This is a genomic window from Myroides sp. A21 (assembly GCF_000807225.1).
GTDB classification, from domain to species: Bacteria; Bacteroidota; Bacteroidia; order Flavobacteriales; family Flavobacteriaceae; genus Flavobacterium; species Flavobacterium odoratimimum.
This window is the reverse complement of the sequence record NZ_CP010327.1, coordinates 1997255-2012904: the sequence shown is the minus strand read 5'-3', so window position 1 is coordinate 2012904 and position 15650 is coordinate 1997255. Positions and strand designations below refer to the sequence as shown.

General features: G+C 33.7%; 10 protein-coding genes. 3 read left to right on the top strand and 7 right to left on the bottom strand.

The annotated features are described in order from the left end of the window. Positions 1 to 63: 63 nt before the first annotated feature. The 5 genes from MYRA21_RS09175 to MYRA21_RS09155 form a co-directional block, all read right to left on the bottom strand. Positions 64 to 2031, bottom strand: coding sequence for a hypothetical protein (locus MYRA21_RS09175; RefSeq protein WP_006257229.1), 1968 nt, complete (start codon positions 2029 to 2031; stop codon positions 64 to 66). A gap of 151 nt (positions 2032 to 2182) precedes the next feature. Further along, positions 2183 to 4162 (bottom strand): DUF3857 domain-containing protein, encoded by a 1980-nt coding sequence (locus tag MYRA21_RS09170; RefSeq protein WP_006257230.1) that lies wholly within the window; start codon positions 4160 to 4162, stop codon positions 2183 to 2185. 5 nt (positions 4163 to 4167) lie between these two features. Further along, positions 4168 to 6066: a DUF3857 domain-containing protein gene (locus MYRA21_RS09165; RefSeq protein WP_006257231.1), complete on the bottom strand. Its 1899-nt coding sequence runs from the start codon at positions 6064 to 6066 to the stop codon at positions 4168 to 4170. Between the two features lie 83 nt (positions 6067 to 6149). Further along, positions 6150 to 7115, bottom strand: coding sequence for a ribosome small subunit-dependent GTPase A (gene rsgA, locus MYRA21_RS09160; protein WP_006257232.1), 966 nt, complete (start codon positions 7113 to 7115; stop codon positions 6150 to 6152). Positions 7116 to 7261: 146 nt separating this feature from the next. Beyond that, positions 7262 to 8341 (bottom strand): chorismate mutase, encoded by a 1080-nt coding sequence (locus MYRA21_RS09155; RefSeq protein WP_006257233.1) that lies wholly within the window; start codon positions 8339 to 8341, stop codon positions 7262 to 7264. Between the two features lie 181 nt (positions 8342 to 8522). On the opposite strand from MYRA21_RS09155, the gene MYRA21_RS09150 reads away from it, so the two are divergent. Genes MYRA21_RS09150 through gldA form a run of 3 tightly spaced genes read left to right on the top strand, consistent with a single transcriptional unit; the run spans position 8523 to position 10692 of the window. Continuing rightward, positions 8523 to 9365, top strand: coding sequence for a sulfite exporter TauE/SafE family protein (locus MYRA21_RS09150; protein ID WP_006257234.1), 843 nt, complete (start codon positions 8523 to 8525; stop codon positions 9363 to 9365). A gap of 4 nt (positions 9366 to 9369) precedes the next feature. Continuing rightward, positions 9370 to 9759 carry a DUF1634 domain-containing protein gene (locus MYRA21_RS09145; protein WP_006257235.1) on the top strand — a complete coding sequence of 130 codons (390 nt, stop codon included), beginning with the start codon at positions 9370 to 9372 and terminating at the stop codon, positions 9757 to 9759. A 36-nt stretch (positions 9760 to 9795) separates the two neighbouring features. Continuing rightward, complete coding sequence (gene gldA, locus MYRA21_RS09140) at positions 9796 to 10692, top strand: gliding motility-associated ABC transporter ATP-binding subunit GldA (RefSeq protein WP_006257236.1); 897 nt, start codon at positions 9796 to 9798, stop codon at positions 10690 to 10692. 150 nt (positions 10693 to 10842) lie between these two features. Here the strand turns inward: gldA and MYRA21_RS09135 are convergent, their stop codons facing one another. Together MYRA21_RS09135 and MYRA21_RS09130 are read right to left on the bottom strand one after the other, a co-directional pair. Next, positions 10843 to 12234 carry a RagB/SusD family nutrient uptake outer membrane protein gene (locus MYRA21_RS09135; RefSeq protein ID WP_006257237.1) on the bottom strand — a complete coding sequence of 464 codons (1392 nt, stop codon included), beginning with the start codon at positions 12232 to 12234 and terminating at the stop codon, positions 10843 to 10845. 12 nt (positions 12235 to 12246) lie between these two features. Continuing rightward, positions 12247 to 15363, bottom strand: coding sequence for a TonB-dependent receptor (locus tag MYRA21_RS09130; RefSeq protein ID WP_006260564.1), 3117 nt, complete (start codon positions 15361 to 15363; stop codon positions 12247 to 12249). Positions 15364 to 15650: the final 287 nt, after the last annotated feature.

Below are 15650 nucleotides of genomic sequence, written 5' to 3'. Positions count from 1 at the left end.
CACTTTATTTTCTCTTTACTAATAATAATTGAATAAGGCTACCTGAATCAGGTAGCCTTATTTTTATTTCTTCTCTAAGGTAACTTGTGCTTTTAACTGTTCTAATAATTGAGTATACACATTTCTCACGCTGTCATAGTCTTTTGAATCAATCACTCCTTTAGCTTTAATAAAAATCAAACTACACAGTACTTGATTGTCTTTTACCTCAAACTTAGTTTGTACTTCTAGACCTGTCTGCTCACTTTTTAAAGTAAAGTTTTGAGGTAGAGTACTTACTTTATACCCTTCTGGAATCACTATGCCCATTAGATAATTGTCTAACTCTGGATACCCTATGTAAATAGGATTGTTTCTATATTCGTTTTTAAATGGATTAGAATACAATGGGTAGAACTGAAATGGATTAATAATATACTTATCATTAAGAAACAATACACCATTCTGCTTACTGAACGAGAATACTGCTCTTACATCCTTCTCATTATTATCACCATTATACACACGTGTACTACTTACATTCATCCCTACGTACTGACTCTCGTACCACTTCCCAAATCTCCATTCACTACCATCATACATATTTCTAAACTCTAGAGCACGATAGTTTTTATAGTTCTCTATAATCTGACCTGAAATACTTCCATTCAAATTAGGAGTGATCTGATACTTCACTTCTTTACTAGAAATGAACTGAGGCATTAGATTCACTTTAATAATAGCCCCAGTGTCGTATAGTATAGTACCTGTACCATTTAAATCATCTAATGATAAGATATTAAGAGTCGTATACTTATTCGTAGCATCTACTAAATAAATACTATTATCAGCTTCTATAGCAGTAATAATATGGTTATAATAGTTGCGTTGCCAAGCGGTTTTCACACCATTACTTCTAGTACTCAATAATACTGGATTAGCTTTTATACCAACATATCTTAGCATGGCTGTCAATAGTAAGTTCACATCAGCACTATTTCCAGTCCCTTTATAGAAAGTAGTTTTGATACCATTCTGTGTGAAAAGTCCATATTCTTGATTCCATGTTACTCGACTCTGTACTACATTTAATAGTTTTGAAATCTGAGCTTCTATACTTAGTCCCTTATATTCTTCTAGGTTAATTTCTTTTTTAAGAAACTTATCTTGTTTTAATTCTTTACCAAACCCTCTATTTTTAAGTAAGTCAGCATAAAACTCTTTCTCCGTTTGCATTACTTTTTCCGCAGAATTACCTGGGAACTGTACTTGTTGTAAATCAAAGCGCACTGTTGAAATATAGTTCGCAGGATTATCTAGATAAGGCTCTACAATAAAAGAAGGTACTAATTGTGCTTTATACGTTTTTTCTATAGCATTGATTTCAGACTTAATCATAAAGCCATTCACCCCACGAAAAGAGACTCTTCTATTATACTCTTGTTCTGTTAGTTTTATATCTCCTTTTTTTATGATGCTATATAAAAAGTACTCTGGTACTACTACTTTATAACTGGCGCTTTCTTTAGGCATATCACTCTGTATATACCACTCTGGTAACTCATCTATATAGTTTGTAGATTTAATATACGAATACTCTATAATATCTCCTGCTTTCGCATCATTATAACTCACTCCCTTCTCTCTCCAATTACCTTTATCTTCATCAATTAGATTTTGTTTTGGAGATTTCTGTTTTACCACTTGACCATCTACCAATCGATATATATTAGATACATTAATAGTCATATCCTCTCTTGCGTATCCTTTAGGTGCATAAGGAACCACGAACTTCAACTTTTCCTTAGCTACCTCATCATATAATTTGATTTTACGTGATACAGTCTCATTCACTCTAAAACCATATTCATCAGAATATTCAAAATCTACTCTAACTTCTTCTTGTAGTATGACCGCTTTATCCTTAACGAAAGAGGTATTACTTAGCTCTGCTAATTCAGCTGGCTTTACTTTTCCTAAGAAATCTTGTCCATAAGAAGGTGTCTGTAGACAACATATTAATACAAATAAAAAACAGGCTATTTTATTCATTATCTTATTTTTTGTGGTAGTAATTATAAAGTCAAAATTTACCACAATTATACAACATAGCAAGAGGACTTACACCAAAAAGATTCTTAATTAATCAGACTACTACTTTAAATACATAAAAAAAACCAAGACTACTCGTCTTGGTTTTAATTTACTTCTTTTTAAATATTATTTGGTCTTCTAACTTTTCAAACATCTTTGTGTAGAATGTTTGCACTTTAGAATAGTTCTTTGCTTCTATAAAACTTCCTCTTGTAAATTGTATAATGAAAGTAACGTTATTGTTTTCTTTCTGTATTTTATAATCTAACCCCAACTCTATTTCATCATCTTTTAAATCTAATGCTTCTGGTAAATATTCTATCTCATATCCTTGTGGTATAATTACTGAGAATTTATAGATATAAATTAAAGGATAAATAAAATTAATAGGAAGTTTTCTCTCTTTTGCAGTAAAAGGATTCGTTCTATAATTATAAAATATGCTCGGCTTGACATATAGCTCATTTCCTATTACTGTACATCCATCTTTCTTAGACATACCAAATCTTACAGATAAGGGCATTAATGAATTCTCTTTCTCTTGTACATTTATATTTCCCACCTCAACATTGTCAAAACTTTCTTCAAAAATCTTAGTTATCGCATCATCACCTTTACCTTCCATATCTTTTCGAAGCCATAATGCAGAATAATCTCTATATTGCTCTGTTCCTCTTCCTATAGTTACTCCATTTTCATTAATACTTAATGTATAATTCTCCGAAGTAACAGAATAAAAATTAGGTATCATATCGATTTCCTTAAATTTATCCTTGTCCTGTATCATTAGTCCCTTCCAATTTAGATTATTTACTCTAATCACATTTAAGCTACCGTACTTCTCTGTAGCATCTAATAGAATAACCTGTCCATCTAACATGGCTCCTACAATCACTCTGTTATAAGAAGTTTTCTGTAGTGATATACTAATACCATTCTCTATAGAACTAACTAAGATAGGATATGCTTCTATCCCTACGTAACGCAACATCGTAAGTAGAGTAAAGTTAACATCAGCATAGTTACCCGTCTTTTGTTCTAAAGCTTTCTTTAAATCTTCTGAATAATAACCATTCTTCTTATTCCATGAGATTATGTCTTTAGTTTTTGCTAATACTTTCTCTATTTTCGCTTTATTATCTAGATTCTTATACTCTTCTAAGTTGATTAATTTACTCAGTGGTTTATCCATCTTAAACTGCCCTGAAAAAGAAGAATTCTCATAGATAGACTTCACTAAATCACCTTCATTAAGCGATATATTCTTCGGTTTCTCGTTAGGAAAACGAATAATTGACAAATCGTGTTTAAGACTAGATCGATAATTGTCTATATTAGATACAAAAGGTTCCTCTTTTAATGAACTTACGTTGCTTGTACTATAAATACCTGTAGATTCTGTATACTCAAAATATGGTGCTTGTGGTCCTCTATCATTAGAAAGATAAAGTCTCTTCTTCTCCGATGTTTTCTTTGAATCGATTTTAGCTTCACCCATTATTCTAGAAGTATAAATAAAATATTCAGGTATCTTAATCTCATATACAGTACTATGAATAGGGATACTTCTCTGAAAATCCCATGAGGGAATGTAACTAAAATAGTCACTAGTCACAGTATAACTATACTCTACTATAGAGCCTTCACGTACGTCTGGTACAACGACTTTCTTTGTTTTCCAATTCTCGTCTTGTTTTTCGTCAAAGATAGCGCTTGACTTTATCTTAGTTCGTTGTACTTTTCCATCAACCAAGTTATAAGTATATACATCGTTTATACGCACAGACTCAAGCACTTTATTCCCAATATAATAAGAAACTTGAAAATCTGCCAAAGACAGTCCTTCTTTCTTATATATCTTAAGTTTACGACTTACTTCTCTAACCAACTTAAATCCAACATTAGGAATATAATCAAAATATACACGTCCATACTCATTAAGAACAGCAGCTTCAGCCTCTGGATCAATTTTATCTACTGTCTCTTGTAATTCTTCAACAGTGACTTTTCCTAAAAAGTTCTGCGCCTGTGTAGTATATGTACACACACAAATTAAACAACTGATGGTAAACTGTAATACTTTTCTCATAACCCTTATTGGTTTAATTTCAACACTATTTTTGCTTGGTCATTTTTTTGAATCTCTTCTTTATACTTGCGATATAAATCATAATCTTCTACAGTAAATAATCCTTCATTTGCACTGCTTAAACGAGTGTAATATATCTTCTGGTCTCGCACCTGATAAGTCACTTTATAGTCACCATACTTAGTATTTAGATTGACATTTTCGGGAAGATTGTCCACTACATATCCTTCAGGAATCTCTAGTTCTACTACATCCTCATCCTTCCAAGAAGAACTGATATACAATGGTTGTTTTCTATTCTTACTATTACTTAAATTACTATTACTTACATTCCATCCGTTAATAGAAAACACTAATCTATTTCCTAATTTAGTTGCATACTTAGCACCTGTAAAGGAGAACTTCTCATCAAACGATGTTGTATTATTATCAATACTTAGATTAATCTCCTTAAACTCATTAATATTAAAAGAAGAGAATCTTTGCTTATAATACTTTTCCCTATCTCTGGAATTGGCATAATACATCTCTACTCTATTATCAAACTGCCCTCCTTTAGATGTAATATCTAAAGCAACTTCTATATCTCCATTAACTTTAAGAGAATAAATTCCTTTACTGATCTGTGTGCTTTCGTCTCTAGTATACGCCTTAGTTTTCACGATTTCACTATCGTTCTCCTTCACTACTAATACCTGACGATCATCTGTGAAGCCAGCTATATACCCAAAAGGCAGTTGATTATTAGTACACTCCACCCATTGATAACCGCCTTGCTTAAGAGGAATAGCTATAATCATATGATTGCCTTGAAGGCAAACTGACTCTTCTCTTATATCTATTGAACTAGATGAACCATAGACCACCACTGGATAACTCTCTATTCCTACTACTTTTAATAAGGCACGATAATAGTTACTAAGCCCTTTACAGTCTCCATAATTTAATCTCTTAACATCATTAGCTAACATAGGTTTCCAACCTCCTACTCCTAACTGTACACTGATATAACGTGTATGGCTCTGCATATATTCATAAAGTACCTTAGCTTTAGCCATATCATCTGTGAAATTTGCTGTCAGTTCATTTACCTTCTTAATTGTCTCCGGAGTTAAAGCTTCTGTTCCTTTAATAAAATTGTGATAATACCAATTACCCAATTGTTCCCAATTAGTAAACTCTCCTTTTATTCCCTCTAGTGAGACCTGTCCTAAAGTAACAACTACACTTGGCAAAAGCTTATTAGAACTTGGCATATTACTCTCACTTGTCACTGCCTTAAAATCTTTGAGAGTATAGGTAACTTTATTTCCTTGATCAACTTTAGTAATCTTCGTAAAGTCAGGATTGTATAGCAAGGGAGTACTGACAATACCACTACTGTTCTCTATAGAAAAAGTAGAAAGTAAAATCGACTCAGAAAAATATTGTATAGGTTGCCACTTTGGCAAAAAAGCAGTGTTACGAGATTCTATTTCACTCTCATATATAAATATTACAGGATACTGAACTGGTCTAAACTCAAAAGTAAGAACCCTTATATCAGTAATAGCCATTCCTTGACTAAGTGAATAGTCTTTAAAATCTTTTTGTTTGAATACTTTAACTATTTTACCTTGAGCATCTAGTTGAGTAACTTGAATCTGTTTTATCTTATTACTTCTTCCATAAATCTCACTAAAATCAAGGCTACTAAGACCTTTCTCAGAGAAAACAGTTACGACCTTCCTTGTCTTGATTGTATATTTATCAATAGAAAAAATTTGTAAGTCTACAATATTCTCATTTATGACTGTATATGCATTATCTATAAAATCTTGCTCTATCTTAGATACATTGTAGTTATCTTGTGATAAAGCAGAAAAGTATATGAATAAAAATAGCAATAGATACTTAGTTTTCATTCTCTTTTAGTTATTAAATTATACCACGCAATATACGTTAAAAAAAACTTAATAAAATACAAAATAAAAACAAAAAACCAAGACTATTCGTCTTGGTTCTTTCCATCTTTATATATATCTGTTCGATAATGTTCTTCTTCTCCGTCTAGAATCTGAATATAAGTCTTATACCTAGACCAAGCTAATTCATCTCTATCCAATGCGTCCTTTACAGCACAGTATGGCTCCTCTCTATGCAAGCAATTATTAAACTTACACTGATCCTTTAAAGCAAAAAACTCAGGAAAATAGTCACCTACTTCTTGTGGTTCCATATCTACCACACCAAATCCTCTAACACCTGGAGTATCAATAATCTTAGCATCAAATGATAAGTCAAACATCTCTGCGAATGTCGTAGTATGCTGTCCTTGTTGATGTTGTTCTGAGATTTGAGCCGTCTTTAAGTGTAATCCTGGTTCTATAGCATTGATTAAAGTAGACTTCCCTACTCCAGAATGCCCTGTAAATGTAGATACCTTACCTACCATTCTTTCTTTAATAGCATCTATTCCTTTACCTGTGACAGCAGATACTCTTAAACATTCATAACCAATCTGAGAATAAATATACTGCATGTACAACTGCTCATCTAGAGCATCTTCAGAATAAGTATCTATTTTATTAAATACTAATACTGTCTTAATTCCATAAGCCTCAGCAGTCACCAAGAATCTGTCAATAAAACTTGTAGTCGTAACAGGATTATTTATGGTTACAATTAAGAATAGAGTATCAATGTTAGAAGCAAGAATATGTACTTGCTTAGATAAGTTTACAGACTTACGAACGACATAATTCTTACGAGGTTTTATATCATTAATAACCCCCGTAGTAACATCGTTTGTAGTTTCTAGTTCAAAGCGAACATGGTCACCTACAGCAATTGGATTAGTACTTTTAATACCTTTAATCCTAAACTTACCTTTAATTCGACAGTCATAAAATACGCCGTCTTCACCTTTCACTGAGTACCAACTGCCTGTTGATTTGTAAACTATACCATTCATATGGCAAATATACTTCAAAAAATATGTTCCTTAAACAGGATTAAAGACAATTCTTAGTTAACCTGATTCATTACTATACAATACTTTAAACAAAGAAAGGGCCTTTACATCTGTAAAAGCCCTTCTATAATTCACATTACCAACTACTATTTGTTGATAATTTTATCTTGTCTATGAATACTCTCTTGGTGAATAGCAGTATATATAGCAGTGATAAACTCTTCTGTAAATCCGATATGTTTACCTTCTTCTTGCATCTTTTCAAGAATTTTCAACCAACGATCTTGTTGGAATACAGCTACGTTTTTCTCTTTCTTCAATGTTCCGATAGCATCAGAGATAGCCATACGTTTTCTCAATAGATCAAGTAACTTACTATCCATATCATCGATTTGGATACGATGAGCTTGTATTTGTTGTAAGAACTCTTCAGTTTCATCCGTTACGTTTCTCACTTGTAATTTAGAAATAATATCTCCTAGTTGATCAGGTGTTACTTGTTGAGCAGCATCACTCCATGCATTATCAGGATCACAGTGTGTCTCTATCATTAATCCTTCATAGTTAAGATCTAATGCTTGCTGAGATACACCTAATATTTTATCTCTATTACCTGTAATATGTGATGGATCACAGAAAATAGGAATATTAGGTAAATGTAATTTTAGATCAATTGGGATTTGCCACTCAGGGATATTGCGATACTTCGTTTTCTCATAAGTACTAAACCCTCTGTGAATAACTCCTAATTTAGTAATACCTGCTTCTGCAAGTCTCTCTACTCCACCCATCCATAAAGATAAGTCCGGATTCACTGGATTCTTTAACAAAACAACTTTGTCAGTACCTCTAAGTACATCTGCAATTTCTTGAACAGCAAAAGGATTTACGGCAGTACGTGCCCCAATCCATAAGATGTCAATATCGTGCTCTAAGCACAATTGTACGTGTTCTGCGGTTGCAACCTCAGTAGCTAATAACATTCCTGTCTCAGCTTTAACTTGTTGTAACCATTTCAATCCAATGGCACCTACTCCTTCAAATCCACCTGGACGAGTACGAGGTTTCCAAATCCCAGCGCGATAGACTTTAACCTCTTTTGGCAGTGACTTAGCGATTCTCATGACTTGCTCTGGCGTTTCCGCACTACAAGGACCTGCAATTATTGCAGGATTTTGTCCTTGGAATAAAGACAACCAATCCTTGTTAATGTTTAGTTTTTCCATTGGTTAATTATTAATTTGTATTTACATATAATGACGTTTTTACAACTTTGGTTTTGTACTTACCAAAACTGTCAAAAAAAGACTCTAATATATTATTTTAAATTATAAAGTTGGCCTTTTATTCGATATTTATTTGATAAATAATTACTTTTAACCACTTAAGAACAAAATAATATAAAAAATGACCTTATTAACTTTCACGCTGATCATGTTCTTAGGAGCATTTGCAGCAGGCTTCATAGGCTCTTTATCAGGACTAGGAGGCGGTATAATAATCATTCCTTTGTTATCTGTATTCTTAGGTGTTGATATGCATTATGCTATTGGAACTGCCTTAGTTGCTGTAATAGCGACTTCTTCAGGATCAGCTTCAGCCTATGTCAAAGAAGGAATTACCAATATGAGATTAGGAATGTTTCTAGAAATAGCAACTACTGCAGGTGCAGTTATAGGAGCTATCATCTCTACCAATGCAAATACTTCTGTTCTGGCAGTTATTTTTGGATTAACTCTTACTTTTTCCTCTATCAATTCTCTTCGAAAAAAAGAAGACCATTTAGTCACTCCAGAGAACTCTAGCAAACTTGCCCATAACTTAAAACTAGTAAGTTCATACCCTACCCCTAGTGGTACGACTGTAAAATATGGTATGAAGAATATTATTGGAGGGTTTAGCATGATGGGGATTGCAGGAATGATGTCTGGACTATTAGGAATTGGCTCAGGTGCCTTTAAAGTAATTGCTATGGACTCTATTATGAAGATTCCCTTTAAAGTATCTACTACGACAAGTAACTTTATGATGGGAGTAACAGCTATTGCTAGCTCTGTTATCTATATTCAAAAAGGATATATAGAACCCTCTATCTGCATGCCTGTAATAATAGGTGTATTAGTTGGGGCAATGGTAGGAGCCAAAGTACTTCTAAAAGCCAACCCTAAAAAACTAAAAGTATTCTTTGCTTTTCTAATCTTAGCTTTAGCGATTAATATGATTTATAACGGAGTAACAGGTAATATATAAGATTATGGGAACAACTAAATTTTCAGACACAGACTTACAATCTATAATTGGTAATGTACTGCGATATGGAGTATGGACTGCCCTATCTGTTGCTGGTATAGGAGGCATTATTCTTTTTTCTAATAAAGGAAGTGAACAAGTAAACTTCACTAATTTTATAGAAAAAGATGATAATATAATCAACGTGATAAACAATATTTTTTCAGGAGTAGCCCAGGTAGATGGAGAGTCTATTATCTTCTTGGGGATATTACTTTTATTTTTAACACCTGTGCTTAGAATATTTCTATCACTTTTATCGTTTTTCTTAGAGAAAGATTGGCTATATGTATTTATCACATTGATTGTAATAGGTATTATTGTATTCAGTGTTTCTTTCGGATTTTCACATTAAATATATACTTTTGTTACTATCATATAAATCAAAATAATGTCACTACAGGTTAAAAATATAAGCAAGTTTTATGGCGAACAGAAAGCCTTAGACAGTATTAGTTTCTCTATCCCAAAGGGTCAAATAGCTGGCTTTTTAGGCCCTAATGGGGCAGGTAAGTCTACACTAATGAAGATTCTAACGACATACATTCACAGTGATGAAGGTCAAGCTTATGTCAATGACTTTAACGTAGAGACAGAACAGCGAAATGTACAGCATTCTATAGGTTATTTACCAGAGCACAATCCGCTGTACTTAGAGATGTATGTGCGAGAGTATTTACAGTTCAACGCTGATATTTATAAAGTAGCTAAAAGTAGAATTGACGAAGTAATTAACCTAACAGGTCTAAGTCCTGAAGCGCATAAGCGAATAGGTGAATTATCGAAAGGATATAGACAGCGTGTAGGATTAGCCACTGCTCTTCTTCACGATCCAGAGGTACTTATCTTAGATGAACCTACCACAGGATTAGATCCTAATCAATTAGTAGAGATTAGAGAGTTAATTAAAAACATTGGTAAGGATAAAACGGTATTTCTCTCTACACATATTATGCAAGAAGTAGAAGCTATTTGTGACCGTGTGATTATTATCAAAAAAGGACAAATAGTAGCAGATCAAATGCTTTCATCTATGTTAGAGAATCAAAATGAACAGATAATAGCTGTTGAATTTGACTTTAAAATAGAGGTTCAGTTTATAGATAGAATCCCTAACCTTATCCGTGCAAATCATATTCATGACACACAGTGGGAATTAGTGTTCCCTATAGATAATGATTATAGACCTACTGTATATGACTTCGCTCAAGAGAATGGACTTAAAACACTATCCATGCAAGTAAAAAACAAAAATCTAGAAAGTCTCTTTAGAGAGATTACACAATAAGCAAAAACACCTCTTAGTAGAGGTGTTTTTTTTATACCTCAACCCACACAAAAAAAGAGGTTGTCACGAATGACAACCTCTTACGCTAACTAAAAACAACAACCAAATACCATTCTAAAATGGATACTTTTTTTAAAAATAAATATTCAATTAATTACGAGCATCTAACTCTTCTTGAGGAATGACTAACTGGAAGCGTTTATCCTGTGCAGAAAGAGATACTACAGTTCTGTGATTACCTGTACGAGTGATTCCTCTTAATAATCGCTTAGCATCGAACCACTCTACTCCGCATTCTCCATATAATTCTTTTCTTCTCTCTAATAAGATTACATCTAGTAACGCTGTACCAGTAGCACTTGTAGCTTTAGCTTTTGCATCTCTATTTAGACGAATAGCATCTAATATCTCTTTTGACTTTCTTTCATTGCCTAAATGATATTCTGCTTCAGCTTCTATTAATACCAATTCAGGATATCTGATAACTGGTAAATCAGCTTCGAATGTGAATTTAAACTTAGAAGTCACATACTCTTGCCAATCTCCTTTAGGCTTTTCGTAAAAATTACTAAACAAGTTTCGCACATCTGTTGGGCTAAAATATTTCACAAACTCATCATTGATAAACGTACCGTGATAAGCTACCGCTATATGATCCATCATAGCGTGTGGATGTGATTTATAATACACAGACTGATCAGCACTCTGAGGCAATGCCCATAACCACTCTGTCGCACTCATCGTATCAAAGCCTTTGTTGTAATCTTCTGCATTCAATACTTTTAGTATATTTCCTCCATAAGCTTCATTCGCATTCTTCTTAGCTAGATCCCATTTACCCATATATTGATATACTTGAGCTAAAAATGCTTGAGCTACTGATTTATTGATATACGATTTATTTATTCTACCTCCTCCTAGTCTAGACGAAGCTTCTTCTAAGTCAGTTACTATTCTAGTAAAGAACTCTTCCTTAGTAGAAAATGGATTAGGTATAGTAGTCGGCTCTGTATATATCGGCGGAAATGTTACGTTTTGATTAGATAAATAAGCATCTCCAAACTCTATTGCCAATTGAAAGTAATAATATCCTCTAAGAGCTAGAGCCTGACCTATTAACTCATCTTTATCTTCTTTACTAATCTTTGTACTCTCTTCTACTCCTTGAATAAAGTTATTTACTTGATCTATGATTCTATAAGGCAATCGCCATGAGAACTTAGATCTAGTCCCTGTACTTAAATACACCTGGTAGTCATAATCTGAGCCAAACCAAATCTGTTTTTGTATCAAATCTGCTCCTTTTACACTTCGAGCAAATAAAATACTATGTAATCCAGACGCTTCATCATTAATCAAAGTGCTTCTCTGTAATCTCAAAATTCCCGATAAGAATGAGGTCGCCCCCTCTTTACTCCCAAATACTACTTCTGGAGATATACTATCTTTTGGTTTTGGATCATCTAAGAAATCTGATGAACATCCTGTAACTGTGCTAATAAACAATACAGCTACGATACTTTTTATTATTGATTTTATCACGTATTTACTCTTTTAGAAATTAATATTTAATCCAACAGATAGGGTTGCAGATAGAGGCACACGATAGTTAGTCACCCCGTTAATTGCTTGCTCTGGATCGATACCTTTATGTGACTGGAAAGTCAATAAATTCTCTCCTTGCACATATACCCTTGCTTGTTTTAATTTAAACTTACCTAAACTTTCGATAGGTAAAGTATACCCAAGTGTTAATGCTTTTAATCTTAAATAATCATTCTTATACAGGAATCTAGTAGATGTTGCAGCAAAGTTATTTGTAGAGTTAATAAGTACTGGGATATCCGTAATATCACCCGGCTTTTGCCAACGATTAACTATATCAGGTGAACTTTGATATCCTATAGACATACCATTCATTAATCCCGAATAATCATTATCATAAATATAACCACCTAAACTAAAATTAAAGAATGCACTAAAATCAAAGTTTTTATAAGATAAAGCCGTATTAAATCCTCCTACTAGTTTTGGAAGAGCAGATTTATTATAGTAACGCGTTGCCTCGTTATAGTCCTTTGTAGTTTCTCTTCCTATCACTTGACCATCTGTATCTACTACATCCTTATACCACATTCCATATCCATCATTAGGATCTACACCAGCCCAATCTCTTAAATAGAAATCATAAAGAGAGCGACCTTCTGCCCATCTATTTAACCCACTGATAAAACTGTCTTGCGTCAGTGATTTAATCTTATTTCTATCAATAGAGAAATTAAGTGAAGTATCCCATTTCCAATCGCCAGAACGTATATTATGAGAAGTCAAGCTTACCTCTAGTCCATAGTTTTCTATTGTTCCAGCATTAGATAATATCTCTAAGTTACCAGTAGAAGGAGCTTGTGGAATAGCAAATAATAAATCTATAGAACGCTTTTTATAATAATCAACCGATCCTTCTATTCTATTGTTAAACAAACTAAAATCGATACCAGCATTGAATGAAGCTGTTTTCTCCCATGTCAAATATGGATCAGCTAAATCACCTAATACAACCCCAGGATTATCTAACTGATTATAACCTGTATCAAATAACCTTAAGTAAGGAAAATACTTCCCTGTGATATTATTATTTCCTAGCTCACCATAAGAAACTCTTAATTTTAATAAGTCAATAGTATTATTGTCTACTAAGAAATCTTCTGATGACACTATCCAAGATCCTCCTACTGAGTAGAAGTTTCCTTTTCGAACAGATTTATCAAAACGAGTACTTGCATCACGTCTAAACGATCCTTCTATAAAATACTTATTTGCATAGTCATAACTTACCCTACCTAAATAACTAGTCAATCTATCCTCTACATCGTATCCATTAATACCCTCTAATGAGGTACCACTCCCTATCTCTGTATTACCAGGTAAGAATCCTGTAGTAGAAGCATTAAAGAAATCTTTCTTAAACTTATAAGCCTCGTAGATACCATCTACTGCGATATGGTGTTCTCCTAATATCTTATCGTAGTGTAAGGCATTAATAAAGTTCAATGTCTCTGACGTATCCTTGAATCTAAGTACACGACCATTCACACTAGATGCCTGACCATACTGAGAGTTGTTGTACTCTTTATTGTCATAGTCATACTTTTCATAAGACAGATTAGTTCTGAAATATAACCCCTCAGCCAAATCTAACTTAGCAAAACCATTCCAACTCGTCGTAGATCGTCTAATTACAGTACTATTGTTTTGTAATATCCCTGCTGCATTCTCACCACTCATGATAGGGCGAACACTATTAATATCTTTACTAGAAGCATTACCATAATCATAGATCAGACTTCCTTGAGCATCATATACTACTTGTCCATTTAAGTCTCTTTTATATACAGGATATACACTAGGCATAGCATAGATCCATCCCATTGGGCTATAAAGGTTAGTACCACTCTGTACAGGGAAGTTTTGATTAGAAGCAGAGTACGCAGTATTAGCTCCTAATTGTAACCAGTCTGTCACTTGACTTTCTATATTAAGACGAACAGTCGTACGTTCAAAGTTAGAAGTCTTGATCATTCCATCTTGGTTTAAGTAGTTACCTGAAAGGAAATAAGTCGTACGATCACCTCCACCTGCTACATTAAAATTGTATTCATTTCTAAACGCTTGGTTTCTCTGCAATTCTTTTTTCCAGTCTGTCTCCCATAACAACGGATTCTTAACTGTCCAATTACCATTATAATCCACAGGTTGATCTGTTCCAAATGGATTATAACCAAAATAACTTACTAACCCATCTGAAGCCGTTCTACGTGCTGTCTCTTCATCTTGGCCTAGCACATACTGATAGTTATTCTTTCTGGCTTCCCACAGATACTGTGTATACCCACGAGTATCTAATACCTTGTGTGTTTTCACAGCATCGAATGCTACTCCAGAACTCAACTTGATATTCACGTCTGGTTGGCTATTTAGCTTACCCATTTTTGTTTTAATCAGGATTACACCATTAGCTCCACGAGAACCGTATAAGGCTGTAGAGGACGCATCTTTCAGCACGTTGATACTTTCTATCTGATCTGCACTTATCGAGCTAATATAGCCTGAATACGGAGCTCCATCTAATATAATTAATGGATCTGCTGATGCATTGATAGAACCGATACCACGAATGCGTATTGTAGGGCTCTCTCCAGGTTGAGAGTTAGAGTTTATGATATTCACTCCAGCTACTGTTCCTTGTAGTGCAGACACTACAGAAGTAGACACTTGCTTATCTAGAGCATCGCTCTTAATCTGACTAATCGCACCTACTACAGCTTTTTGTTTTTGAGCACCATAAGCCACGATTACGATATCGTCTAAGCCTATTACATCCTCTGCTAAGCTAATATTCACTACACGCTGCTTAGTCACGGTGATAGACTGAGGTTTAAAACCTACATATTCGAACTGAAGCACATCACCTTCATTTACATCGATAGCATACTTACCATCTAAGTCTGTTTGTACTCCTTTAGTTGAATTCTTTACGATAACTGAGACTCCAGGTAGAGAGAACCCCCCCTGTTCACTTACCACACCTGTCACAGTTACTTGTTGTGCTAAAGCCACATTACACAGCAGTAGCAAGCTACTTATTAGTAGCCGAAGTTTAATACTTTTCATTTATACTAAAAATTTTATTATTTTTAGCAGCACACACATTACCTATCGTTTTTTTGCTGCTTAAAAAAACGATACAAAAAAAGGAGGCTCTACCAAAGCCTCCTTTTCTGTTATTAAAACAAAAAATCAATAAAGCTTTTCTTCACATAAGGGTACACACATCTTCTCCATACACATAGAGAAGTTTTTAGCAAGAACAGGTGTACTGCATGATTTCGAAATAGGTTTTACTATTTTTTGTATAATCTTCATTTACTTATTTTTTATCTGATATAACAGTGCAAAGA

What these genes read in the sequence shown, in the direction of transcription:
- MYRA21_RS09130 (WP_006260564.1), bottom strand. Translation starts at nt 15,363, where the DNA reads ATGAAAAGTATTAAACTTCGGCTACTAATAAGTAGCTTGCTACTGCTG.
- MYRA21_RS09150 (WP_006257234.1), top strand. Translation starts at nt 8,523, where the DNA reads ATGACCTTATTAACTTTCACGCTGATCATGTTCTTAGGAGCATTTGCA.
- MYRA21_RS09170 (WP_006257230.1), bottom strand. Translation starts at nt 4,162, where the DNA reads ATGAGAAAAGTATTACAGTTTACCATCAGTTGTTTAATTTGTGTGTGT.
- MYRA21_RS09145 (WP_006257235.1), top strand. Translation starts at nt 9,370, where the DNA reads ATGGGAACAACTAAATTTTCAGACACAGACTTACAATCTATAATTGGT.
- MYRA21_RS09155 (WP_006257233.1), bottom strand. Translation starts at nt 8,341, where the DNA reads ATGGAAAAACTAAACATTAACAAGGATTGGTTGTCTTTATTCCAAGGA.
- MYRA21_RS09175 (WP_006257229.1), bottom strand. Translation starts at nt 2,031, where the DNA reads ATGAATAAAATAGCCTGTTTTTTATTTGTATTAATATGTTGTCTACAG.
- gldA (WP_006257236.1), top strand. Translation starts at nt 9,796, where the DNA reads ATGTCACTACAGGTTAAAAATATAAGCAAGTTTTATGGCGAACAGAAA.
- MYRA21_RS09165 (WP_006257231.1), bottom strand. Translation starts at nt 6,066, where the DNA reads ATGAAAACTAAGTATCTATTGCTATTTTTATTCATATACTTTTCTGCT.
- rsgA (WP_006257232.1), bottom strand. Translation starts at nt 7,115, where the DNA reads ATGAATGGTATAGTTTACAAATCAACAGGCAGTTGGTACTCAGTGAAA.